The following is a 23528-nucleotide window of genomic DNA, read 5'->3' on the forward strand; positions in this document are numbered from 1 at the left end:
CGAAGGCTGCGTCCGACTGCGCAGCAGTCGTAAATCCGGCTTGCACGAACTCCCTGACGTACCGCGAACTCTGATTTTACGACTGCTACGCAGCCGGACGCAGCCTTCGGCAGCTGCTACAAGGTCCGGGTTCGCCTGACTGATCGGAATTAGGCACCAAGGTGGGCTGTAAGGCAGTGGTTCGGCCAAATGCCGGACTTGCCAGAACGCACCATAACAGTGCAAAGCCCTCAAGGCGCGTCGCACATTTATGTGACTGCCCAGTGACTTTTTGAGGCAAAAACGCAAAAAAACCTGCACTTCGTCGGGACGTTTGCACTGCGATCAGGCACGTCCGTACCGCTACAAACCGATTGTCGAACAATTTTGCCATCTGCCCTTTACCGCTCTAAGTTCTGGCCTAGACTCATTTTCTCAAAGCGAAACCGGTCGGTCACAAAGTGGAAAAATAGTCGAAACTTTTTCCAATCCCGATCGGTCCTCTGACAAGAAGGTGCGTTGCGACTGGTGCAATCTTTGCAACGGCTGATTCAACCCTTTTGCTTCGACGCATTGGGCAGCGCTTGCTCACTGATGCGCAGCGCGTTTGCGCCGGCCACGGGAATTGGCCATGGAACACCGTTTGCCAGACCTGAGAATTAGATCAACAACACGGGAGATTCATATGATCAGTACGGCTTTGGAAATACAGGGAGAGCGTGCTCATCAGGTCGGCGAATCGAGCGCCGTTACTGCCGCAAGCACCCAACCCGTCAGCGTTCCAGGCACCAGGCCCCTGACTCCGGCAGCCAAGCACAATCCAAACCGTAAAAAAGTCCTGTTCGTCACCTCGGAAATTGCCGACCTGGTGAAAACCGGTGGCCTGGGCGACGTCTCCGCGGCGCTGCCACGGGCCATGGCCCATCTGCACGATGTACGGGTGTTGATCCCCGGTTACCCGCAAGTGCTGCATAGCGAGAACCCCATTCATATCATCGGTGAGCTTGGCGGTCATGCCGCGCTGCCACCGTGCAAGATCGGGCGCATGGACATGCCTGATGGTCTGGTCATTTACGTACTGATCTGCCCCGAACTCTACGAGCGCGAAGGTTCGCCCTACGGCGCCAACAACGGCCGCGACTGGCCGGACAACCATATCCGCTTCGCCCGCCTGGGCCTGGCGGCGGCCGATATTGCCGCCAACCTCGCGCAGATCCATTGGTGCCCGGACCTGGTGCACGCCCACGACTGGCCCGCCGGCCTGGCACCGGCCTACATGCACTGGCGTGGGCAGCGCACGCCGACGCTGTTCACCATCCACAACCTGGCGTACCAGGGCGTGACCAGCCTGGGTTCGTGCCCCGAATTGGGCATCCCCCATCACGCGCTGCAGCAGGAAGGCATGGAGTTCTACGGCAAGATGTCGTTCCTCAAGGCCGGCATGGCCTATTCGAGCCACATCACCACGGTCAGCGCGACCTACGCCCAGGAAATCACCACCCCGGATTTCGGCTGTGGTCTGGACGGGTTCCTCGCCGCCAAGACCCAGCAAGGACTGCTCAGCGGCATTCCCAACGGCATCGATGAAAGCTGGGATGCGGCGACCGATCCGCACCTGTTCTGCCCGTTCAGCATCGGCGACTGGGAAGGCAAGGCCGTGAACGCCGCCCATGTCCGCGAGCTGTTTGGCCTGGAAGACTCCGAAGGGCCGCTGTTTGCCGTGGTTTCGCGCCTGGTCTACCAGAAAGGCCTGGACCTGACCGAAGCGGTGTCCGAATACATCGTCAAAAACGGCGGCCAGATCGCGATCATCGGTCGCGGCGAACCGGAAGAAGAACAATCGATGCGCGAACTCGCCCTGCGTTTCCCCGGGCAGATCGGCGTGCGCATCGGCTTCAACGAAACCGACGCCCGGCGCATGTTCGCCGGCAGCGACTTCCTGCTGATGCCTTCGCGTTACGAACCCTGCGGCCTGAGCCAGATGTACGCCCAGCGCTTCGGCTCGTTGCCGGTGGCACGCAATACCGGTGGCCTGGCCGACACCATCGAAAACGGCGTGACCGGTTTCCTGTTCGATGAATCCACGGTGCAGAGTTACCAGGAGGCCCTGAGCCGCGCGTTCAAGGTGTTCGCCTTTCCCGACCTGCTGCACGCCATGCGCTGCCGGGCCATGGCGGCACCGTTCAACTGGTGCAAGGCGGTCGAACCCTACGCCGAGCTCTACGAACAGCTTGTGGCCAAGGCATTGGGGAAATCGAACAAACAGTAAGAGGCTTTCAAGATGCCGTTACGGACCCTTGAGACCTGGCCCCACGGCGCAATCATGCTGGACGCGGAACACACGCGATTCGCGTTGTGGGCGCCAGATGCGTTCTACGTCAGTGTCGAACTGGAAAATGGACAGTCCTTGCCGTTATTGCCCCAGGCCGACGGCTGGTTCGTGAGCAACATCCGGTGCGCGGCGGGCACGCGTTACCGCTACAGCATCGACGGCGAACTGGAAGTGCCCGACCCGGCCTCCCGCGCTCAAGCCGGCGATATCGACCGGCACAGCGTGGTAGTCGATCCGTTGGCCTATGCCTGGCAACACAGCGCCTGGCCGGGACGGCCGTGGAACGAAGCGGTGATCTACGAACTGCATGTCGGTGCACTCGGCGGCTTCAGCGCCGTCGAGCAGCATCTGGCGCGGCTGGTCGAACTGGGTGTGACCGCGATCGAACTGATGCCCATCGCACAGTTTCCCGGCGAACGCAATTGGGGTTATGACGGCGTCCTGCCCTACGCGCCCCAGGCGTCATACGGCTCCCCCGAGCAGCTCAAGCACTTGATCGACACTGCCCATGGCCACGGCCTGGCGGTGATTCTCGACGTGGTCTACAACCACTTCGGCCCGGACGGCAATTACCTGCATCGTTATGCCAAGGGCTTTTTTCGCGAAGACAAGCACACGCCGTGGGGAGCCGCCATCGACTTCCGTTGTCGCGAAGTCCGGGACTTCTTCATCGAAAACGCCTTGATGTGGCTGCTCGAATACCGTTTCGACGGTTTGCGCCTGGACGCGGTGCACGCCATCGAAGACCCCGATTTCCTCCAGGAACTGGCGCGACGGGTACGCCAGCAGACGGGGCCGGCGCGGCATGTGTGGCTGATGGTGGAGAACGAACACAACCAGGCCAGCCTGCTCGAACAGGGTTACGACGCGCAGTGGAACGATGACGGACACAACGCCCTGCATGTGTTGCTGACCGGCGAAACCGAGGCCTATTACGCCGACTACGCGCACAACCCCACCGAACAACTGGCGCGCTGCCTGAGCCAGGGTTTCGTGTTCCAGGGTCATCTCAACCGCCATGGTGTGGCGCGGGGCGAACCCAGCGGGCAGCTGCCGCCCAGTGCATTCATCCTGTTTTTGCAGAACCATGACCAGATCGGCAACCGGGCCTTCGGCGAGCGCCTGCATCAACTCACCCCCCCGCAAGCACTGCAGGCCGCCACCGTATTGCTGCTGTTGTCGCCGATGATTCCGCTGCTGTTCATGGGCGACGAGTTTGCCGTCGAACAACCCTTCCTGTTTTTCACCAGCCACCACGGTGAATTGGCCAAACAGGTTCGCGACGGTCGGCGCAACGAATTTGCGGCGTTCAGCACCTATGCCGACCCAAACCTGCGCGAACACATTCCGGACCCGAATGATCCGCAGACGTTTGCCGCGTCGCGCCCGGTCCTGCCATCGACCGGCCATCACCAGATGCACGACCTGTATCGCCGACTGTTGCAGCTCCGTCACCGGCACATCATCCCGCGCCTGCCGGGCGCCCAGGCTCTGGGCAGCGACGTGCTGGGCGAAGGCGCGATCAGTGCCTCCTGGCGCCTGGGCGATGGCAGCCAGCTGCGCATTGACCTGAACCTCAGTGCCAGGCCCGTAGCCCACACCTCACAGACCGGTGCCACGCGCTTGTTCGAATACCCGCCACAGAACCCCGACCTGCCGGCCCCAAACACCCTTGCCCCGTATTGCGCGCTCGTCACCCTCGCCGCCGCAGTGCCCTTTGCTACCTCGTTTGGAGAGCGTCCATGAGTGATGCGCAACTGGAAATCCTGGCCAGCCGTGCCGGCCTCGCCGTCGACTGGATCGACGCCAACGGCCGTCCGCAAAAAGTCGCACCTTCCGTGTTGCGCAACGTGCTGACCGGCCTTGGCCACCCGGCCGGCAGTGCCCAGGAAATCGACGCCAGCCTGCTGGAGCTGCAAGAGGCGCAACAAACCCATCACTTGCCACCATTGATCACCGCCGATGTCGGGGCGGGCCTGGACCTGGCGCGTTTTTTCGAACCTGGAACCCCTTGCGAAATCCACCTGGAGGACGGTTCGCGCCTCAACCTGAAACTGGACGCCAACGCGGTGCTGCCGGGGCTGGTGCCGGTCGGCTATCAACAGGTCAGCATCGACGGACAAAGCTTCACCCTGGCCGTGGCCCCGACCCGTTGCTATAGCGTGGCCGATGCCGTGGACAACCCGATCCCCCGTGCCTGGGGCCTGAGCGTGCAGCTGTATGGATTGCGCCGCCCCGGCGATGGCGGATTTGGTGACACCCAGGCGCTGGAAGACCTCGCCCGGGTGGCCGGCGAGCGTGGCGCCGAGGCGCTGGCGATCAGCCCGCTGCATGCGATGTTTTCCAGTGACACCCAACGCTACAGCCCCTATTCGCCGTCCAGCCGCCTGTTTCTCAACAGCCTTTACTGCGCCCCCGGCACCATTCTCGGCGAACGCGCGCTGCGCACCGCCATTGATGCAACCGGGCTGGCCGTTGAACTCAAGGCGCTGGAGGAGCGTCCGCTGATTGACTGGCCGGCCGCCGCCGAAGCCAAGCATCGGTTGCTGCAGTCGCTGTACGAAGGTTTCGTCCAGGGCGAACACCCCTTGCACGAAGACTTCAGCAGTTTTCGTCACGCCGCCGGCGAAGCGCTGGAAAACCACTGCCGCTTCGAAGCCATCCAGGAGGCGCGCGCCGCCCGGGGTGAACACCTCGACTGGCGGCAGTGGCCCGAACCCTGGCGCAACCCGCGCAGCGCCGAACTGGCGGCATTCGCCGAAGAGAATGCCGGGCGCATCGGCTTCTTCGCTTTCTGCCAGTGGCTGATCACGCGCTGCCTGGAGCGCGCGCAAACCGCCGCCCGCGCCAGCGGCATGAGTATCGGCCTGATCGCCGACCTGGCCGTCGGTGCCGATGGCGGCGGCAGCCAGGCCTGGAGCCGTCAGGACGAACTGCTTGCCTCCCTCACCGTCGGAGCACCACCGGACATTCTCAACCGCACGGGCCAGGGTTGGGGGATTTCCGCGTTCTCCCCTGAAGGCTTGGTGCGCAATGGTTTCCGGGCCTTCATCGAAATGCTGCGGGCCAACTTCGCCCACTGCGGTGGCTTGCGCATCGATCACGTCATGGGCTTGCAGCGTTTGTGGGTAATCCCCAATGGCTCGCCGCCAGCGGACGGCGCCTATCTGTATTACCCGGTGGACGATCTGCTGCGCCTGCTGACCCTGGAATCCCATCGTCACCAGGCCATCGTCCTGGGCGAAGACCTCGGCACCGTGCCGGACGGCCTGCGGGAAAAACTCATCGACCGCTCGATGCTGGGCATGCGGGTATTGCTGTTCGAACAGGACAACACCCACTTCAAGCCGATCCTCGACTGGCCGGACAACGCCCTGGCGACCACCAGCACCCATGACCTGCCCACCCTCAACGGCTGGTGGCATGGCCGCGATATCGACTGGAACGCCCGGCTCGGCATGGTCGATGCCAGTGGCGAAATCGAATGGCGTCAGCACCGCGAACGCGAGCGCGAAGGCCTGCGTCGGGCGTTGAGCCAGGACCCGCAGAACTTCCGCGAAGAGTCCCACGAAACCGATCAGGTGCTCGATGCCAGCGTGCGCTTCCTCGGTCATACCCGGGCACCCCTGGTGCTGCTGCCCCTGGAAGATGCCCTGGGTGTCGAACAGCAAGCCAATCTGCCCGGCACCACCGACACCCACCCCAACTGGTCGCGGCGCTTGCCCGGTTACAGCGAAGCCCTGCTCGATGGGGCGGATGCCGCGCGACGCCTGGAGTTGCTCGCCTGTGCGCGACTCCAGGCGGCCGAGCGTGATCGATGACTCAAGTGCCGACCCGTCCACTGCGCGCCACCTTGCGCCTGCAATTTCACAAAGGCTTCACGCTCGAAGATGCGGTGCCACTGGTGCCGTATTTCGCCCGCCTCGGCATCAGCCATGTCTATGCTTCCCCGCTATTGCGCGCCCGTGCCGGATCGATGCATGGCTACGACGTGGTGGACCCGACCCGGGTCAACCCGCAGCTGGGCGGCGAGGCGGCGCTACGCAGCCTGGTCGGCGCCCTGCACGGGCACAACATGGGATTGATCCTCGACGTCGTCTCCAACCACATGGCGGTCGGCGGCAGTGATAATCCCTGGTGGCTGGATTTGTTGGAGTGGGGGCGCCTGAGCCCCTATGGCGAGTTTTTCGATATCCAGTGGCACTCCCCCGATCCGTTGATGGAAGGCCAGTTGCTCCTGCCGTTTCTGGGCAGCGACTACGGCGTCGCATTGCAGGACGGTACCCTGCCCTTGCGATTCGATGCCTGGCACGGCACGTTCCATGTCGAGCACTACGAACACCGCTTTCCCATTTGTCCAGGCGATTACGGCGAATTGCTCAGGGTCGATGCACCGCTTGATGCGCAACAGGCCGAACAACTGAAAAACCTGGCCGATCGTTTCAGCACCCTGAGCTACCAGACCGACGCCCACAGCCTGGCCCTGCCGCTGAAAGCGGAACTTCGCGATCTGGTCAGCGATCCGGCCCTTGCCCAGGCCATCGAGCAGCACCTGAACAACTACGACTCATTGACCAGCGAAGGCTTCCAGCGCCTGCACAACCTGCTGGAACGCCAGAGCTATCGCCTCGCCAGTTGGCGCACCGCCGCCGATGACATCAACTGGCGGCGCTTCTTCGATATCAATGAACTCGGCGGGCTGCGCGTCGAGCGTCCCGCCGTGTTCGAAGCCACCCACGCGAAGATCTTCCAACTGGTGGCTGAAGGGCTGATCGACGGGCTGCGCATCGACCACATCGACGGCCTCGCCGACCCACGAGGTTACTGCCGCAAGCTGCGCCGTCGGGTCGACAGCCTGTCAGGAGGCCGCCACCTGCCCATCTACGTCGAAAAGATCCTCGGCGAAGGCGAAACCCTGCATCGCGACTGGTCGGTGGACGGCACCACCGGCTACGAGTTCATGAACCAGTTGTCACTGCTGCAACAGGATCCACGGGGCGCGCAGACACTGGCCCAACTCTGGCACCGTCACAGCGGGCGGCCTGACGACTTCTGCCAGGAAGCACAACTGGCGCGCCAGCAAATCCTCGGCGGCTCCCTGGCCGGAGATTTCGAAAGCGTTGCCCAGGCCCTGCTGCAAGTGGCCCGGGACAACCTCATGACCCGCGACCTGACTCTCGGCGCCATTCGCCGGGCCTTGCAGGCGTTGATCGTGCACTTCCCGGTGTACCGCACCTACATCGGCCCCCTTGGCCGCTCGGACCAGGACGAGGCGTTTTTCCGCCGGGCCATGGCCGGTGCCCGCCAAACCCTGGGCGAAGCGGACTGGCCGGTGCTCGACTGCCTGGCCGGCTGGCTCGGCGGTGAACCCTGGCGGCAGCGCCCTGCCGGTCGCGGGCGCAAACGCCTCAAGCACGCCTGCGTACGTTTCCAGCAACTGACCTCGCCGACGGCAGCCAAAGCGGTTGAAGACACCGCGCTCTATCGCTCGGCCGTCCTGCTCTCGCGCAATGACGTTGGCTTCAACACCGAACAGTTCAGCGCACCGCTCGCCGACTTTCATCAGGCCTGCATCGAGCGCCTCGATACCTTCCCGGACAATCTGCTGGCCAGCGCCACCCACGACCACAAGCGCGGGGAAGATTCACGGGCGCGGCTGGCGGTACTGAGCGAGCGCAGCGGCTGGTACGCCGACCAGATCGGCCTGTGGCGCGCCCTCGCCCGGCCCTTGCGCAACGACGATCAAATGCCGTCGCCGGGGGATGAATTGATTCTGTACCAGGCGATCCTCGGCAGCTGGCCGCTGGCGTTGGGTATCGATCATCCGCCCGCCCTCGAGGACTACGCAAAACGCCTGTGGCAGTGGCAACGCAAGGCCCTGCGCGAAGCCAAACTGCAAAGCGGCTGGAGCGCACCCAATGACCCTTACGAGCAAGCGAGCGAGGACTTCATCCAGCATCTGTTGCTCAGCCCCGAAGGCGAACTGTTGCGCACCGCCCTGGCCAAGGCTGCCCGTTCGATTGCCGCCCCCGGAGCCCTTAACGGTTTGGCGCAAACCTTGCTGCGCATGACCGTGCCCGGCGTGCCGGATCTGTATCAGGGCAACGATTTCTGGGACTTCAGCCTGGTCGACCCGGACAACCGTCGCCCGGTGGATTACGCCGGCCGCCAGCAGGCGTTGCGGCAAACGGTGGACCTGTCGGACCTGTTGCAGAACTGGCGTGACGGGCGCATCAAGCAAGCTTTGATTGCGCGCACCCTGAGCCTGCGCGCCGAGCATGCCGAGCTGTTTCGGCGTGGCTCCTACCAGGCTTTGGAAGTGGTGGGCACAGAGGCCCATCGAGTGCTGGGATTTGTCCGTGAACGGGAGGGCAAACGCGCCATTGTGATTGTGCCGGTACGTTGTGCCGATCTGCTGGAAAACAGTGCTGAACCACAGGTCCACGCGCCGCTGTGGGGCGATACCCGGGTCAAATTGCCGTTCACCGTCCCTGACGAACATCTGGAGGGACTTTTTTCCGGCATCACAGTCACAAAACACAGGGAGCTGCCGATCAGCGCCGCGCTGGGAGATTTCCCGGTCAATCTCATTATTCAAACTACCCACACTTGAGTTCAGTTCAGGAGCATTGCGATGAGTACCGACGATAAACGAATCCGCGAATTCGCCTATCAGATCTGGGAATCCGAAGGAAAGCCCGAAGGCCAGGAAGCCCGTCACTGGGAGATGGCGTGCAAACTGGCGGAAGCCGAAGCCCTGGCTCCGAAAAAACCAGCTAAAACAGCGGCGAGCAAAACCCCGGTCAGCAAAACGGCCAATGGCAAGGCTGGCGAAAGCAAAGTCGCTGTGCCCAAAACCAAAGCCAAGCCTGCAGCGGCCTCGAAAGTGATTCCGCCGGGGGAAAAGGCCGTCGAGAAAAAAACTCGAGCGCCGCGAAAACCGCCGGCGGTTTGAATATGTATTGAGGCCCCTTCGCGGGCAAGCCCGCTCCCACAGGGACCTGTGCGTTGCCACAGATTGCAGCCACACCATCAAACACTGTGGGAGCGGGCTTGCCCGCGAAGAGGTCATCACTTCCAGCATTGATGTTGCCTGACACACCGTTTTCGTCGGAACGCCGCCCGGAGCAAGCTTGTTCCTACAGGTAGCCCCCGTTTACAGGAGTACCTATGACCAGTCCGAAGAAAGCCGCCGCGCCAGCCCCTCGTGCCGAAGCCACACGAATCCGCGAAGGCCTGCCCTTTCCGCTGGGCGCCACCTGGGATGGCCTGGGCGTCAACTTCGCCCTGTTTTCCGCCCACGCCACCAAGGTTGAACTGTGCCTGTTCGACGACGCCGGCGAGGTGGAACTCGAACGCATCGAACTGCCCGAATACACTGACGAGATCTACCACGGTTACCTGCCCGACGCCCATCCGGGGTTGATCTATGGCTATCGCGTCTACGGCCCCTACGACCCGGCCAACGGCCATCGCTTCAACCCCAACAAACTGCTGATCGACCCCTACGCCAAACAACTGGTCGGCAAGCTGAAATGGTCCGAAGCGCTGTTCGGCTACACCATCGGCCACCCCGACGCCGATCTCAGCTTCGATGAACGGGACAGCGCGCCCTTCGTGCCCAAATGCAAGGTCATCGACCCGGCGCACACCTGGGGCCACGATCATCGCGTCAGCGTACCGTGGGACAAGACGATCATTTATGAAACCCACGTGCGCGGCTTCAGCATGCGTCACCCTGCCGTCCCCGAAAACCTGCGCGGCACCTTTGCCGGGTTGATGGTCGATGACGTGGTGGAACATATCCGCAAGCTCGGCGTGTCGACGGTGGAGCTGCTGCCGATCCACGCCTTCGTCAACGACCAGCATTTGTTGCACAAGGGCATGACCAATTACTGGGGCTATAACAGCATTGCATTCTTCGCCCCCGACCCGCGCTACCTGGCCAGTGGCAAGATCGCCGAATTCAAGGAAATGGTCGCGCACCTGCACGAAGCCAATCTGGAAGTGATCCTCGACGTGGTCTACAACCACACCGCCGAGGGCAACGAACAAGGCCCGACCCTGTCCATGCGCGGCATCGACAATGCGTCCTACTACCGCCTCAAGCCCGATGACAAGCGCTTCTATATCAACGATTCCGGCACCGGCAACACCCTGGACCTGAGCCACCCGTGCGTGCTGCAAATGGTCACCGACTCCCTGCGCTACTGGGCCTCGGAAATGCACGTGGACGGCTTCCGCTTCGACCTGGCGACCATTCTGGGGCGTTACCACGACGGTTTCGACGAGCGCCACAGCTTCCTTGTAGCCTGCCGCCAGGACCCGGTGCTGCGCCAGGTCAAACTGATCGCCGAACCCTGGGACTGCGGCCCCGGCGGTTATCAGGTCGGCAACTTTCCACCGGGCTGGGTCGAGTGGAACGACAAATTCCGCGACACCGTGCGCGCCTTCTGGAAAGGCGACGACGGCCAACTGGCGGACTTTGCCAGCCGCCTGACCGCTTCGGGCGAGATGTTCAATCAACGTGGCCGCCGTCCCTATTCATCGGTGAACTTCGTCACCGCCCACGACGGTTTCACCCTCAACGACCTGGTGTCGTTCAACGACAAGCACAACGAAGCCAACGACGAAAACAATCAGGACGGCAGCAACAACAATCTGTCCTGGAACCACGGCGTCGAAGGCCCCACCGACGATCCCGAGATCAACGCGCTGCGCCATCGACAGATGCGCAATTTCTTCGCCACCCTGCTGCTGGCCCAGGGCACGCCGATGCTGGTGGCCGGCGACGAGTTCGCCCGTACCCAGGACGGCAACAACAATGCGTACTGCCAGGACAGCGAAATCGGCTGGGTCAACTGGGACCTCAGCGAAGACGGCAAGGCCCTGCTCAAATTCGTCAAACGCCTGATCAAGTTGCGCCTGACCTACCCGGTCCTGCGGCGCGGGCGTTTCCTGGTGGGTAATTACAACGAGGATATCGGCGTCAAGGACGTGACCTGGCTGGCGCCGGACGGCACGCAAATGACCACCGAGCATTGGCACGATGCGCACAATCGATGCCTGGGCATGCTGCTCGATGGCCGCGCCCAGGAAACCGGCATTCGTCGCAAAGGCGTCGACGCGACGTTGATGCTGGTGGTCAACGCCCATCACGACATCGTCAATTTCCGTCTGCCGGAAGTGCCTGACGGCGGTTTCTGGACGTGCATGATCGACACCAACCAACCGGCGATCCGCGGCCAGGAGCGCTTCGGGTTTGGCCACGAGTACTCGGTCACCGGCCGCTCGTTGCTGCTGTTCGAGTTGCAACACGAGGAACAAGAGTAAAAAAGCCTACAGGCATTCATGGCCGCAACACCGCAGAGCGGAAAAATCATTCAGGACAGGTTCGCGACGCGACGAACAGCGTTACATGAGCAATACTCGATTCGCGGCAATCCAGGGTTTGGCTTGTCGCACTGCTATCAACGAGCCCTCACGGGTCTGCCGGGCGTGTCCCGTGCACGACTGAAGGCGACGCAGAACAAGGACGTATCCACCATGAAACCCGTTTCCCTGAGCGAAGCCAGCCTGCCATCACAGATCTGGAACAGCGCCCCGCAACCGGACAGCATTCCGGTCATCAGTCCCCAATCGCTGGTGCCCACCGGCGCACGCGCAGTGCTCATTGCCCCGCACCCCGGCGATGAAGTCGTGACCTGCGGCGGCCTCCTGCAATTGCTCAGCAACCTGGGCCACCCACTGCAATTGCTCTCGATCACTGACGGCAGCGCCAGCCATCCGGGTTCTCGGCAGTGGTCGGAAAAACGCCTCAGCGTATTTCGTCCCCAGGAAAGCGTCGAAGCCATCCGCCGGCTCGGGTTGCCGATGCACAGCCTGAAGTGGATCCGTGGCGGGTTTACCGACAACGCGCTGGCGGAATACGAAGAACAGATTACCCGATTCATCACACGCTACCTGCGCCCCGGCGATGTGGTGTTCAGCACCTGGCGCGAGGACGGCAACGTCGACCACGACACCGTTGGTCGCGCCAGCGCCAGGGCGGCGGCCGATATCGGGGCCACTTATATCGATGTACCGTTCTGGGCCTGGCACTGGCCGGCACGGGACCGGGAGCTGATTCCCTGGCACCGTGCCCGCAAGGTGCGCCTCGATACCTGGACTGTCGCCCGCAAGAGCCACGCCACCCATGCCTACGCCAGCCAACTGGACGGCGAACCGGCCATTGGCCTCGCGCCGTCGCTGCCCCGGCCGCTGCTGGAGCGTATCCGTTTGCCTTATGAAATCGTGTTGGTATGAACTCATCGATTATCGTTCGGCTCAGCCCATCGGACTGAACTGACTGCCGTCGCATCAGTCGCATACATAAGCAGCCCTGAGTCAGAGGAGTGCAAGTGGCCAGTCATTCAAAACGCCAGGCAGCCGAATCGACACCCTTGAACACGCCCCCGGCGATTCATCGGCTTCGGGTGCTGACGGTCAACACCCATAAGGGGTTTACCGCACTCAACAGGCGTTTCGTCCTCCCCGAGTTGCGTGAAGCCGTGCGCAGTACGTCGGCAGACCTGGTGTTTCTGCAAGAAGTCGTCGGCGAACACGAGCGCCACTCCTCCCGCTACAACGATTGGCCACAAACCTCGCAATATGAATTCCTTGCCGACAGCATGTGGAGCGACTTCGCCTATGGGCGCAATGCCGTTTATCCCGACGGTCACCATGGCAATGCCCTGCTGTCGAAATACCCGATCCGCGAGTATCGAAACCTGGATGTTTCCATTACCGGCCCGGAACGCCGTGGCTTGCTGCACTGCGTGCTGGACGTGCCGGGGCATCGCGAAGTGCATGCCATCTGCGTTCACCTCAGCCTGCTGGAAAGCCATCGTCAACTACAGTTGCAATTGCTCTGTCAGCTCCTGGAGTCCTTGCCGGATGATGCGCCGGTGATCATTGCCGGCGACTTCAACGACTGGCAGATGCAGGGTAATGCCGCCCTTGCCCGCCGCAACTACTTGCACGAAGCCTTCGAACGCCACCTTGGTCGTCCGGCCAAAACCTACCCCGCGCGGTTTCCCTTGCTGCGCCTGGACCGCGTCTACCTGCGCAACGCCAGCAGCCATGAACCGAAAATACTGGGGCACAAGCCGTGGACGCATCTGTCCGACCATCTGCCGCTGGCGGTGGAAGTGCATCTGTGAACCACGGCCATTCATTGCCAGGCGTCGGCGTCGATAGCACCGGCCCCTTCGCGAGCAAGCCCGCTCCCACACGGGATTTGAGTACGACATCAATCCAGTGTGGGAGCGGGCTTGCTCGCGAATAGCAGCACCGCCGACTTCAGATCAGCCCTGCGGCCGCAACATCAACACTGCCAACGGCGGCAAATTCAGCACCAGCGACAACGCCTGGCCATGGCTCGGCACTTCTTCGGCCAACGCCCCGCCACTGTTGCCGTAGTTGGAACCGGCATAGATGGACGAATCGCTGTTGAGCACCTCGTTCCACTGCCCGGCAAACGGCACCCCGATGCGATAAGCCTCACGCGGCACCGGCGTAAAGTTGGCCACCACCAGCACCGGTTCGCCGTCCTTGCTCCAGCGCAACCACGCATAAACGCTGTTGATCGCGTCATCGCCGATCAGCCATTGGAAACCCTGGGGCACATCGTCCTGCTCATGCAGCGCCGGCTCTTCGCGGTACAAGCGGTTGAGGTCGGCCACCAGTTTCTGCACGCCCTTGTGTTCGGGGTATTGCAGCAGGTACCAGTCCAGTTGCTGGTCATGGTTCCACTCGCGCCACTGGCCGAATTCGCAGCCCATGAACAACAGCTTCTTGCCCGGATGGGCCCACATGAAACTCAGGTAGGCCCGCAGGTTGGCGAATTTCTGCCAGCGGTCGCCGGGCATCTTGTCGATCAGCGAATGTTTGCCGTGCACCACTTCATCGTGGGAGATCGGCAGGATGAAGCGCTCGGACCACGCGTACACCAGGCCGAAACTCAGCTCGTTGTGGTGATGGGCGCGGTACACCGGATCCTGCTGGATGTAATGCAGCGAATCGTGCATCCAGCCCATGTTCCATTTGTAGGCAAAGCCCAGGCCACCCTGTTGCGTACCCTGGCTGACACCCGGCCATGCGGTGGATTCCTCGGCGATCACCAGCGCCCCGGGCGCTTCGAGGGCCACCACGTCATTGAGGTGGCGCAGGAAGTCGATGGCTTCCAGGTTCTCCCGCCCGCCATGGCGGTTAGGCACCCACTCGCCGGCCTTGCGCGAGTAGTCGCGGTACAGCATCGAGGCCACGGCATCGACCCGCAGGCCGTCGACATGGAAATGCTTGAGCCAGTGCAGCGCCGAGGCCAGCATGTAGCCGTGCACTTCGGTGCGGCCCAGGTTGTAGATCAACGTGTCCCAGTCCTGGTGGAACCCTTCCTGGGGGTTGCCGTACTCGTACAGCGCCGTGCCGTCGAATTGGGCCAGGCCGTGGGTATCGGTGGGGAAATGCGCCGGCACCCAATCGAGAATCACCCCGAGATCGGCCTGATGGCAGGCATTGATGAACGCAGCGAACTCGTCGGGCGTGCCATAGCGCGCACTCGGCGCGAATTGCGACAGCAACTGATAGCCCCACGAACCGCCGAACGGATGCTCCATGATCGGCATCAGTTCGATATGGGTGAAGCCCAGGTCTTTGACATAGGGAATCAGCCGCTCGGTCAGTTCGGGCCAGGTGTACTGGCGGGCCACTTCGCCCAGGTCGTCCAGTTCGCATTGCCACGAACCGGCGTGCAATTCGTAGATCGACAACGGCGCCGTCACCCGCTGGCGGTCACCCCGGGCCAACATCCAGTCCTGGTCCTGCCAGTCGATGTTCAAGGGCGAGGCGACTTTCGAGGCGGTGTCCGGTGGCAGGCTGGTGGCCAGCGCCACGGGATCGGCCTTCAACGGCAGGATCCCGTGGGCGCCGAGAATCTCGTATTTGTAGGTATCCCCGGCTTGCAGGCGCGGGATGAACAGTTCCCAGACTCCAGTGGGATGGCGCAGGCGCATCGGGTGCCGGCGACCGTCCCAGACGTTGAAATCACCAACCACCGATACCCGCCGGGCATTCGGTGCCCACACGGCGAAACGCACGCCGTCGACGCCGTCCACGGTTTTCAGTTGTGCGCCCAGGCACCCGCTGAGGTCGCGGTGATTGCCTTCGGCAAACAGGTACAAATCCATTTCGCCCAACAACGGGCCGAAGCTGTAAGGGTCTTCGGCAGTCTGTTCGCCGCCGGCCCAACGGGTACGCAGCAGATACGCCTGCGCACGGTCGAAATGACCGACGAACAGCCCCGGTGTCTCTGTGGCTTCAAGTTGGCCCAGCTCTTGCCCGGAGTCCCTGGCCAGCACCTGCACACTCAGGGCGCCCGGCAGATACGCGCGAATGAATTGCCCGCCGGCGCCATCGGCGTGGGGGCCAAGAATGGCGAAAGGATCGATATGCTCGGCACGCACCAACGCATCGATATCCCGCGCCCTGGGCAGCAGCGCTTCTTTGTGATGACCCTGTTCCTTGTTCGAGACACTCATGACTACTCTCCACCAAGATCGGAAAAGGGTTCAAGCCCACTCAATAATCCATATAAACCGTGCAACGGCACGGGCAACCAGGTGGGGCGATTTTCCGCCTCATAGGCCACTTCATACGCCGCCTTCTCCAGACCGAACAACGCCAACGCGGCATCCTCGCCTTCGGGATCTTGCCATGCATGGGCAAGACTAGCTGCCGCCAGCCGATAAGCGTCGACAAATGCCTGCCGCGCCTCGCCCAAGTAGCGCTCGGTGACCCGCAAGCGCGCGGCATCGGCCGCCGCGGTGTTATCGACGCTCTGCACATTGATCGCCATCGCCGCCGCGTAGTCGAAAGAGCGCAGCACGCCGCTGACATCCTTGTACGGGCTGTGTTTGCCCCGTCGTTCATGCAATGGCCGGGCCGGTTCGCCTTCGAAGTCGATCAGGTAGGCATCGCCCTTGATCACCAGCACCTGCCCCAGATGCAGGTCGCCGTGCACACGAATGCGCAAGCCGCCCGCGGTCTTTTTGCCCAACGCCTGTACATGGCCGAGGATGGCTTTCCTGTTGTCCAGTAAACGGCCGACCAGGGTCTGGTCCGCCGGGTTCAGTTGATGTTTATGCTGCTTGAGCAAGTTCAGCGCGTGCTCGACTTGCGCCGCGACATCCTTGGCCGAGGCCAGCGCCTCCTTCTGCGTGGTGACCTGGGGCAAGAAGTCCGGATTGGCACTCGGCGCCGCCAGCACCTGGTGCATTTCCCCCAGGCGCTGACCGAGCATAGCGGCGAAATCTTTCAGTTCGCCGAGCGCGTTGTAATGTTGTTCCTGTTCGGACACGGCGTCGGCCAGCTCATCGCGCAGCGCCCGTTCGAGGTTGTTCCGGGTCCACTCCCAGGCGTCGCCCTGATTGCTCAAGTAGCCTTGGGCGATCATCAGCAAATTGTCTTCGCCCGCCCCGTCCCGGCGCACCACGGCCCCCAGCAATGGCGAAATATTGCTGAATCCGGCTTGCGTCAGATACGCACTCATTTCCAGCTCAGGGTGCACACCGCTGGCGACCTTGCGGATCAGTTTCAACACCAGGCTGTTGCCGATCACCACCGAGCTGTTGGACTGTTCGGCGGACAGGTAACGTACCGACGACTCGGCATTGAGGCCGAGTTTTTCAAGCTCGGCGGTGGACTCGAAGCGAATGTCGCCATCGCTGGAGGCCAACACGGTACCGCTCTGAATGCCCTGCAATACGGCATGCACAAAGGTGTCCAGGCTGAAGGCATCGGTGATCAGGCCAACCTGGCGTCCGCGCCGTACCCGCGACAATGCCAATTGCTGCGGCAACGGCGTACCAACCTGATCTTCCGAGATAAAGCCGAACGGCAACTGGTAGCGGCTGCCCTGGCCAGCGCTGGTGACATTGATCTCGCCGAACAGCACCGGATGCTGCGGATCGCCGAACCGCACGCCATAGGCCAGGTCGACCTGCTCAATGGCGGCGTCCTTGCCCGCGAACCAGCGGCGGTTCTGCAACCAGCTGGGCAGGATGCTTTGCTCCAGCGTGGTGCGTGACGGCGCTTCGAGCAGTTCCTCCATGCGCTTTTTCAGCACCAGCGTGGTGAAGTCCGGCAGGCTCTGTGCGGGCTCCACATGCCAGCTCGGCATCTGGTTTTCCGCGGCGAGGCCGAACCAGTAGAAGCCGTAAGGCGCCAGCGTCAGGAGGAAATTCAGCTGGCCGATGGGCGGGAACGCGTTACCCCCGAGCATTTCCACCGGCACCATGCCGACGTAGGCCGACAGATCCAGCTCGGCGGCCTGGGCGCTGCGCGACACGTTGGCCACGCACAGAATGACTTCGTGCTTGCCGTCCACCCCGGTGTATTCACGGGTGTAGGCCAGAATCCGCCGGTTGCTCGGCGACAGCATCTTCAACGTACCGCGCCCGAAAGCCTTGGATTGCTTGCGCACGGCGAGCATGCGCCGGGTCCAGTTCAACAGCGAATGCGGGTCGCCGGCCTGGGTTTCGACGTTGACCGACAGGTAACCGTATTGCGGGTCCATGATCGGTGGCAACACCAGGCTGGCCGGGTCGGCGCGGGAGAAACCGCCGTTGCGGTCGATGGACCATTGCATCGGCGTGCGCACGCCATCGCGGTCGCCGAGGTAGATATTGTCACCCATGCCGATCTCGTCGCCGTAATACAGGGTCGGCGTGCCGGGCATCGACAGCAGCAGGCTGTTGAGCAGTTCGACCCGGCGTCGGTCACGCTCCACCAGCGGCGCCAGGCGCCGGCGAATCCCAAGATTGATCCGCGCGCGACGGTCGGCGGCGTAGTAATTCCACAGGTAGTCGCGTTCCTTGTCGGTGACCATCTCCAGGGTCAGTTCATCATGGTTGCGCAGGAAGATCGCCCATTGGCAGTTGGCGGGAATATCCGGGGTCTGGCGCAGAATATCGGTGATCGGGAAGCGATCTTCCTGGGCCAGCGCCATGTACATGCGCGGCATCAGCGGGAAGTGAAAGGCCATGTGGCATTCGTCGCCGTTCAGGCCTTTCTTGTCGGTGTCGCCGAAGTACAGCTGGGTGTCCTCCGGCCACTGATTGGCCTCCGCCAGCAGCATGCGGTCGGGGTAATTGGCGTCGATTTCGGCGCGGATCTGTTTCAGGACATCGTGGGTTTCCGGCAGGTTTTCGTTGTTGGTGCCGTCACGCTCGATCAGGTAGGGAATCGCATCCAGGCGCAAGCCGTCGATGCCCATGTCGAGCCAGTAACGCATCACCGACAGCACCGCTTTCATGACTTGCGGGTTATCGAAATTCAGGTCCGGCTGGTGGGAGTAGAAACGGTGCCAGAAGTATTGGCCGGCGACCGGGTCCCAGGTCCAGTTGGACTTCTCTGTATCAAGAAAGATGATGCGGGTGCCGTCGTATTTCTGATCGTCGTCGGACCACACGTAGAAGTCCCGCGCCGCCGATCCGGGTTTGGCCTTGCGTGCGCGCTGGAACCAAGGGTGCTGGTCGGAGGTGTGGTTGATGACCAGTTCGGTGATCACCCGCAGGCCGCGTTTGTGAGCCTCGGCAATGAAACGCCTGGCATCGGCCATGGTCCCGTAGTCACTGTGCACGCCGCGATACTCGGCGATGTCATAACCGTCGTCGCGCCGTGGCGAGGGATAGAACGGCAACAGCCAGATGGTGTTGACGCCCAGGTCGGCGATGTAGTCGAGCTTGGCGATGAGGCCGGGAAAGTCGCCAATGCCGTCGTTGTTGGAGTCGAAATACGATTTGACGTGTACCTGATAGATCACCGCATCCTTGTACCAGAGCGGGTCCTTGATGAACGTGGCTGCCTTGGGTTTCTTCGCCATGTGAAACTCCTGGTGAATTCATAAAGGCCGCTCTCAGACGCCCCCTGCAGGAGCTGCCGAAGGCTGCTCCTGCAGGGGGGGGGGCGGCGCATTCAAGAGGCGGTGATGCGCCAGATCCCGAACGGCTGATACGCCGGGTCGATCCGCATGAATTGCTGCTTGCCATGCCAGGTCCAGCGATGGCCATTCATCAGGTCTTCGCCCTGGGTGCTGGCGTAGTCCGGCAAGCCCATTTCCCACAACGGCAACTCGAAATTCGCCTCCTGCACGTTGTGCGGATCGAGGCTGACCGCAACCAGGATGAAATTGCCTCCATCGGCGCTGCGTTTGCCGAAGTACAGGATGTTGTCGTTCCAGGCGTTGTAGACCTTCAGGCCCAGATGCGTGTGCAACGCCGGGTTCTGCCGGCGGATGCGGTTGAGCTGGGCGATCTCGGCAATGATGTTGCCCGGCGCGTTGAAGTCCCGCGGGCGGATCTCATACTTCTCGGAGTCGAGGTACTCCTCTTTGCCCGGCACCGGCGCCGACTCGCACAACTCGAAACCCGAGTACATGCCCCACAGGCCCGAGCCCATGGTCGCCAGCACGGCGCGGATGAGAAACCCGGGGCGTCCGGATTCATGGAGGAACGCCGGGTTGATGTCCGGCGTATTGACGAAAAAATTCGGCCGGTAGCATTCGCGCCAAGGCGATTCGTTGAGTTCAGTGAAGTAGGTCGCCAGTTCGGCCTTGGTGTTGCGCCAGGTGAAATAGGTGTAGCTCTGGGAGTATCCGACTTTGCCCAGGCGCGCCATCATGGCCGGGGTGGTAAAGGCTTCGGCGAGGAAAATCACCTCGGGGTACAGCGCCCGTACATCGGCGATCAGCCACTGCCAGAACGGTAACGGCTTGGTGTGCGGGTTATCGACGCGGAAGATCTTCACGCCCTCCTCGACCCAACCGGTCACGATGTCGCGCAGCTCCACCCAAAGGCTCGGAATCGCCTCGGGGGCATAGAAGTCGACGTTGACGATGTCCTGGTATTTCTTCGGCGGGTTCTCCGCGTATTTGATCGTGCCGTCCGGCCGCCAGTTGAACCAGCCGGGGTGCTGCTTGAGCCACGGATGGTCCTGAGAGCACTGGATGGCAAAATCCAGGGCGATTTCCAGGCCATGGGCCGAGGCGGCCGCCACCAGTCGGCGGAAGTCTTCACGGGTGCCCAACTGCGAGTGAATCGCCTCGTGTCCGCCCTCCTCGCTGCCAATCGCATAGGGGCTGCCCGGATCATCGGGGCCGGCGGTGAGGGAGTTGTTCGGGCCCTTGCGGTAGCTGCGTCCGATCGGGTGGATCGGCGGGAAATACAGCACGTCGAAACCCATGTCCTGGATCATCGCCAGCCGCGAATGCACGTCATTGAAAGTGCCATGGCGGGTCGCACTGTCGGTGATCGAACGCGGGAACAATTCATACCAACTGGCGAACTGCGCCAGTTCGCGCTCCACATCCACCGGGCATTCCGGGCTCAGGCTCAGGTAGGCGCGGTGATCGACACGGGCCATGAGGTCGGTGCTACGCGGGTGCAAAAACAGTGCAATCTGCTCGGTTTCAAGCAGCCCTGACAGCTCATGGTGCAAGGCCGCCAGTTGCTCGCTGAGTTGCCCTTCGCTGCGTTCGGCTGCTTGTTGCACATGAATCCGCCCTTCCTGTAATTCCAGGCTGACTGGAACGGCAGCCGCATGCTTCTTTTCCAGCTCATGGCAAAAGCTGGCGAACTGATCGATCCAGGCTTCGATACAGAACAGATAACGGCCCTGGCTGGCGACCCGGAACTGCCCTTGCCAACCGTTGTTGCCCAGGTCGTTCATGGCCGCGCTTTGCCAGACGTCCTCGTCTTCGGCCCGCCAGCGCACGCGAACCGCCAGCTTGTCATGCCCGTCGGCGAAAACCTTGGCCGTCACCACCACGTCCTGCCCCACCACGGCCTTGACCGCGAACTGCCCGCCTTCAAGGGTCGGCATGATGTTTTCAATGACGATGCGCGGCAGCAACAACGCCTGCGACAGCGGCATGTGCGGGTTGTAGCTCAACTCAGTCGGTTTTTCAGCCGTCATCGAGCCTCTCTCCTTACGCCCCATGGACGCGCTTGTGTCTGGTCGCCACCCCGCCGGGCAATCCGCCCCGGGATGCACTCACTTAGGTTCCGAACGACAGCCGCCGGGAAAGTTTCATCGACAATTTCCGGAATCAAGTCCATCGCGCCGTGGTCAACCAAGTAGTCCACCTACTTAAGCACGACTCACGCCATGTGCCACCGCAGGCTAAACAATGAACAATCCATTCCCGGCTGAAACCCCCGACCCAAACATCGATAACCCGGTGATACCGCCCAGCGAACCGCAACCGGTGCCCGAACAGGATCCACCCGACAAGGACCCGCCGCCAAGGGAAGAACCGCCAACGACGATGCCGCCGGTGATTGTGAACCCTCAATGACGACAGTTGATCGCTTCCCCATGCTGGCCGGAGAACGATCTCAAGGATCCCGCCATGACCGTGCGCATCGAGAACCAGACCGGTTTTTTCACCACTGAAAATGGCGAAACAGAAGCCGGGGCCGACGCCTTGACAGTCGCGGGCGCGGTGGATGGGCGCAGGCACTTGAAAACCACCGACAGTGGTTCGGTAATTTGACCGGGATTGATCCGCACCTGCCGCCGCTGTTTTGCAAAGGCCCCTGGGCCCGGCAGCGACGGCTGCTTCAAGTTGTCGCAGGCGCTGCGAACACGACCATCTGATCCGCTTTTTAATGCAATACCTGAGTCTGTTATGGAAACAGATCGCCGCTCATAGTGCTCATGCCTGATGGAGGCTGATGAGCGAAAGACCATGAGCGAGAGAATCCCCGTCCGAACCGTAGAAACATTCGAGCCTTCGCGTCCCAGGATGAAGGCCAAATCCAGCGACAACCTGATCCATACCCGCAGCTTCACCGGGCTGTTCCGCAACCTGCGCATCAGCGGCGCCGGTTTTCTGTTTTTGCTGTTTTTCGGCACTGTGTGGCTGAACTGGGGCGGCCGCCAGGCGGTGCTCTGGGACCTTTCCGAAAGCAAGTTCCATATCTTCGGCGCCACTTTCTGGCCGCAGGATTTCATCCTGCTCTCTGCGTTGTTGATCATCGCCGCGTTCGGCCTGTTTGCGATCACCGTGTTCGCGGGCCGGGTCTGGTGCGGCTACACCTGCCCGCAAAGTTCGTGGACCTGGATCTTCATGTGGTGCGAGAAGATCACCGAAGGCGAACGCAACCAGCGGATCAAGTTGCAGGCCGCGCCGTGGGGCCTGAACAAGCTGATGCGTCGCTCGGCCAAGCACACCTTGTGGCTGGCCATCAGCCTGCTGACCGGCCTGACGTTCGTCGGCTATTTCACGCCGATCCGGCCACTGGCCGAAGAGCTGCTGACCTTCCAGATGAGCGGCGTCAGCCTGTTCTGGGTGCTGTTTTTTACTGGCGCCACCTACATCAATGCCGGTTGGCTGCGTGAAGCGGTGTGCATGCACATGTGCCCCTACGCGCGGTTCCAGAGCGTGATGTTCGACAAGGACACCCTGACCATTTCCTACGACGTGGCCCGAGGCGAAAACCGTGGCCCGCGCAAACGCGAGGTCAAACCCGCCGAAGTCGGTTTGGGCGATTGCATCGATTGCCAGCTGTGCGTACAGGTCTGCCCGACCGGCATCGACATTCGCGACGGCTTGCAGATGGAATGCATCGGTTGCGCCGCATGCATCGACGCCTGCGACTCGATCATGGACAAAATGGGTTACGCCCCGGGATTGATCAGCTACACGTCCGAGCATCAGTTGCAGGGTGGCAAGACACACCTGCTGCGTCCGCGCCTGATCGGCTACTGCGCCGTGCTGCTGGTGATGATCGCCGCCCTGGTGGTGGCGCTGGTGGAACGGCCGATGGTGTCACTCGACGTCAGCAAGGACCGGGGCCTGTTCCGCGAGAACAGCCAGGGGCAGATCGAAAACATCTACAGTCTGAAGGTGATCAACAAGACTCAGCAGCGTCAGGACTATCAATTGAGCCTGGTCGATGCCGATGACTTCGCGTTGCAGGGCAAGACCGTGTTGAGCCTGGCACCGGGCGAGATCGTCGATGTGCCGGTATCGGTGGTGATGCACACGGAGCGTCCGGCCAGCAGTTCGCAGAGCATCAGCTTCAAGGTGGTCGACAGCGATGAGCCCGGCGTCTCTAGCATCGCGAAGAGCCGGTTTGTTGCGCCGATGAATCGCTGATCCCTTAGACTGCTGTGC

The 23528-nt window shown here is 62.1% G+C and carries 14 protein-coding genes; 11 read left to right on the forward strand and 3 right to left on the reverse strand.

Annotated features, from left to right (window positions below; genetic code table 11):
- Positions 1-664 precede the first annotated feature (664 nt).
- The 8 genes from glgA to AC07W4_RS18005 all read left to right on the forward strand — a co-directional run bounded on the left by glgA (position 665) and on the right by AC07W4_RS18005 (position 13512).
- A complete protein-coding gene (gene glgA / locus AC07W4_RS17970) occupies positions 665-2248 on the forward strand; it encodes a glycogen synthase GlgA (RefSeq protein ID WP_495033368.1) in 1584 nt (527 codons plus the stop codon).
- 12 nt (positions 2249-2260) lie between these two features.
- A complete protein-coding gene (treZ, locus tag AC07W4_RS17975) occupies positions 2261-4057 on the forward strand; it encodes a malto-oligosyltrehalose trehalohydrolase (RefSeq protein WP_495033369.1) in 1797 nt (598 codons plus the stop codon).
- A complete protein-coding gene (gene malQ, locus AC07W4_RS17980; RefSeq protein ID WP_495033370.1) occupies positions 4054-6132 on the forward strand; it encodes a 4-alpha-glucanotransferase in 2079 nt (692 codons plus the stop codon). The genes treZ and malQ overlap by 4 nt, the downstream gene beginning before the upstream one ends.
- Complete coding sequence (locus AC07W4_RS17985; RefSeq protein WP_495033371.1) at positions 6129-8924, forward strand: malto-oligosyltrehalose synthase; 2796 nt, start codon at positions 6129-6131, stop codon at positions 8922-8924. Before malQ ends, AC07W4_RS17985 begins: the two co-directional genes overlap by 4 nt.
- A 21-nt stretch (positions 8925-8945) precedes the next feature.
- Positions 8946-9266 carry a DUF2934 domain-containing protein gene (locus tag AC07W4_RS17990; protein WP_495033372.1) on the forward strand — a complete coding sequence of 107 codons (321 nt, stop codon included), beginning with the start codon at positions 8946-8948 and terminating at the stop codon, positions 9264-9266.
- 215 nt (positions 9267-9481) lie between these two features.
- A complete protein-coding gene (glgX, locus tag AC07W4_RS17995; protein ID WP_495033373.1) occupies positions 9482-11644 on the forward strand; it encodes a glycogen debranching protein GlgX in 2163 nt (720 codons plus the stop codon).
- A 213-nt stretch (positions 11645-11857) separates the two neighbouring features.
- The gene (locus tag AC07W4_RS18000; protein WP_495033374.1) at positions 11858-12616 is read left to right on the forward strand and encodes a PIG-L deacetylase family protein; all 759 of its coding nucleotides are present in this window, start codon (positions 11858-11860) and stop codon (positions 12614-12616) included.
- Positions 12617-12711: 95 nt separating this feature from the next.
- Positions 12712-13512 (forward strand): endonuclease/exonuclease/phosphatase family protein, encoded by an 801-nt coding sequence (locus tag AC07W4_RS18005; protein ID WP_495033375.1) that lies wholly within the window; start codon positions 12712-12714, stop codon positions 13510-13512.
- 144 nt (positions 13513-13656) lie between these two features.
- Here AC07W4_RS18005 and glgB read toward each other — a convergent pair whose 3' ends face one another.
- The 3 genes from glgB to AC07W4_RS18020 form a co-directional block, all read right to left on the reverse strand.
- Complete coding sequence (gene glgB / locus AC07W4_RS18010) at positions 13657-15888, reverse strand: 1,4-alpha-glucan branching protein GlgB (RefSeq protein ID WP_495033376.1); 2232 nt, start codon at positions 15886-15888, stop codon at positions 13657-13659.
- Between the two features lie 2 nt (positions 15889-15890).
- A complete protein-coding gene (gene treS / locus AC07W4_RS18015; RefSeq protein ID WP_495033377.1) occupies positions 15891-19232 on the reverse strand; it encodes a maltose alpha-D-glucosyltransferase in 3342 nt (1113 codons plus the stop codon).
- A 92-nt stretch (positions 19233-19324) separates the two neighbouring features.
- The gene (locus AC07W4_RS18020; RefSeq protein ID WP_495033378.1) at positions 19325-21322 is read right to left on the reverse strand and encodes an alpha-1,4-glucan--maltose-1-phosphate maltosyltransferase; all 1998 of its coding nucleotides are present in this window, start codon (positions 21320-21322) and stop codon (positions 19325-19327) included.
- A 214-nt stretch (positions 21323-21536) separates the two neighbouring features.
- Here AC07W4_RS18020 and AC07W4_RS18025 point away from each other — a divergent pair, with 214 nt between their 5' ends.
- The 3 genes from AC07W4_RS18025 to ccoG all read left to right on the forward strand — a co-directional run bounded on the left by AC07W4_RS18025 (position 21537) and on the right by ccoG (position 23510).
- On the forward strand, positions 21537-21704 hold the full coding sequence (locus AC07W4_RS18025; RefSeq protein ID WP_495033379.1) for a hypothetical protein: 168 nt from the start codon (positions 21537-21539) through the stop codon (positions 21702-21704).
- Positions 21705-21758: 54 nt separating this feature from the next.
- A complete protein-coding gene (locus AC07W4_RS18030; protein ID WP_495033380.1) occupies positions 21759-21902 on the forward strand; it encodes a hypothetical protein in 144 nt (47 codons plus the stop codon).
- Between the two features lie 195 nt (positions 21903-22097).
- Complete coding sequence (gene ccoG / locus AC07W4_RS18035) at positions 22098-23510, forward strand: cytochrome c oxidase accessory protein CcoG (RefSeq protein ID WP_495033381.1); 1413 nt, start codon at positions 22098-22100, stop codon at positions 23508-23510.
- Positions 23511-23528 lie beyond the last annotated feature (18 nt).

It is taken from the genome of Pseudomonas sp. GW821-FHT02A08 (assembly GCF_059422045.1).

Excerpts from the sequence above, each read along its gene's own strand:
- glgA (WP_495033368.1), top strand. The coding sequence starts at position 665 with ATGATCAGTACGGCTTTGGAAATACAGGGAGAGCGTGCTCATCAGGTC.
- treZ (WP_495033369.1), top strand. The coding sequence starts at position 2,261 with ATGCCGTTACGGACCCTTGAGACCTGGCCCCACGGCGCAATCATGCTG.
- malQ (WP_495033370.1), top strand. The coding sequence starts at position 4,054 with ATGAGTGATGCGCAACTGGAAATCCTGGCCAGCCGTGCCGGCCTCGCC.
- AC07W4_RS17985 (WP_495033371.1), top strand. The coding sequence starts at position 6,129 with ATGACTCAAGTGCCGACCCGTCCACTGCGCGCCACCTTGCGCCTGCAA.
- AC07W4_RS17990 (WP_495033372.1), top strand. The coding sequence starts at position 8,946 with ATGAGTACCGACGATAAACGAATCCGCGAATTCGCCTATCAGATCTGG.
- glgX (WP_495033373.1), top strand. The coding sequence starts at position 9,482 with ATGACCAGTCCGAAGAAAGCCGCCGCGCCAGCCCCTCGTGCCGAAGCC.
- AC07W4_RS18000 (WP_495033374.1), top strand. The coding sequence starts at position 11,858 with ATGAAACCCGTTTCCCTGAGCGAAGCCAGCCTGCCATCACAGATCTGG.
- glgB (WP_495033376.1), bottom strand. The coding sequence starts at position 15,888 with ATGAGTGTCTCGAACAAGGAACAGGGTCATCACAAAGAAGCGCTGCTG.
- treS (WP_495033377.1), bottom strand. The coding sequence starts at position 19,232 with ATGGCGAAGAAACCCAAGGCAGCCACGTTCATCAAGGACCCGCTCTGG.
- AC07W4_RS18020 (WP_495033378.1), bottom strand. The coding sequence starts at position 21,322 with ATGACGGCTGAAAAACCGACTGAGTTGAGCTACAACCCGCACATGCCG.
- AC07W4_RS18025 (WP_495033379.1), top strand. The coding sequence starts at position 21,537 with ATGAACAATCCATTCCCGGCTGAAACCCCCGACCCAAACATCGATAAC.
- AC07W4_RS18030 (WP_495033380.1), top strand. The coding sequence starts at position 21,759 with ATGACCGTGCGCATCGAGAACCAGACCGGTTTTTTCACCACTGAAAAT.
- ccoG (WP_495033381.1), top strand. The coding sequence starts at position 22,098 with ATGAGCGAGAGAATCCCCGTCCGAACCGTAGAAACATTCGAGCCTTCG.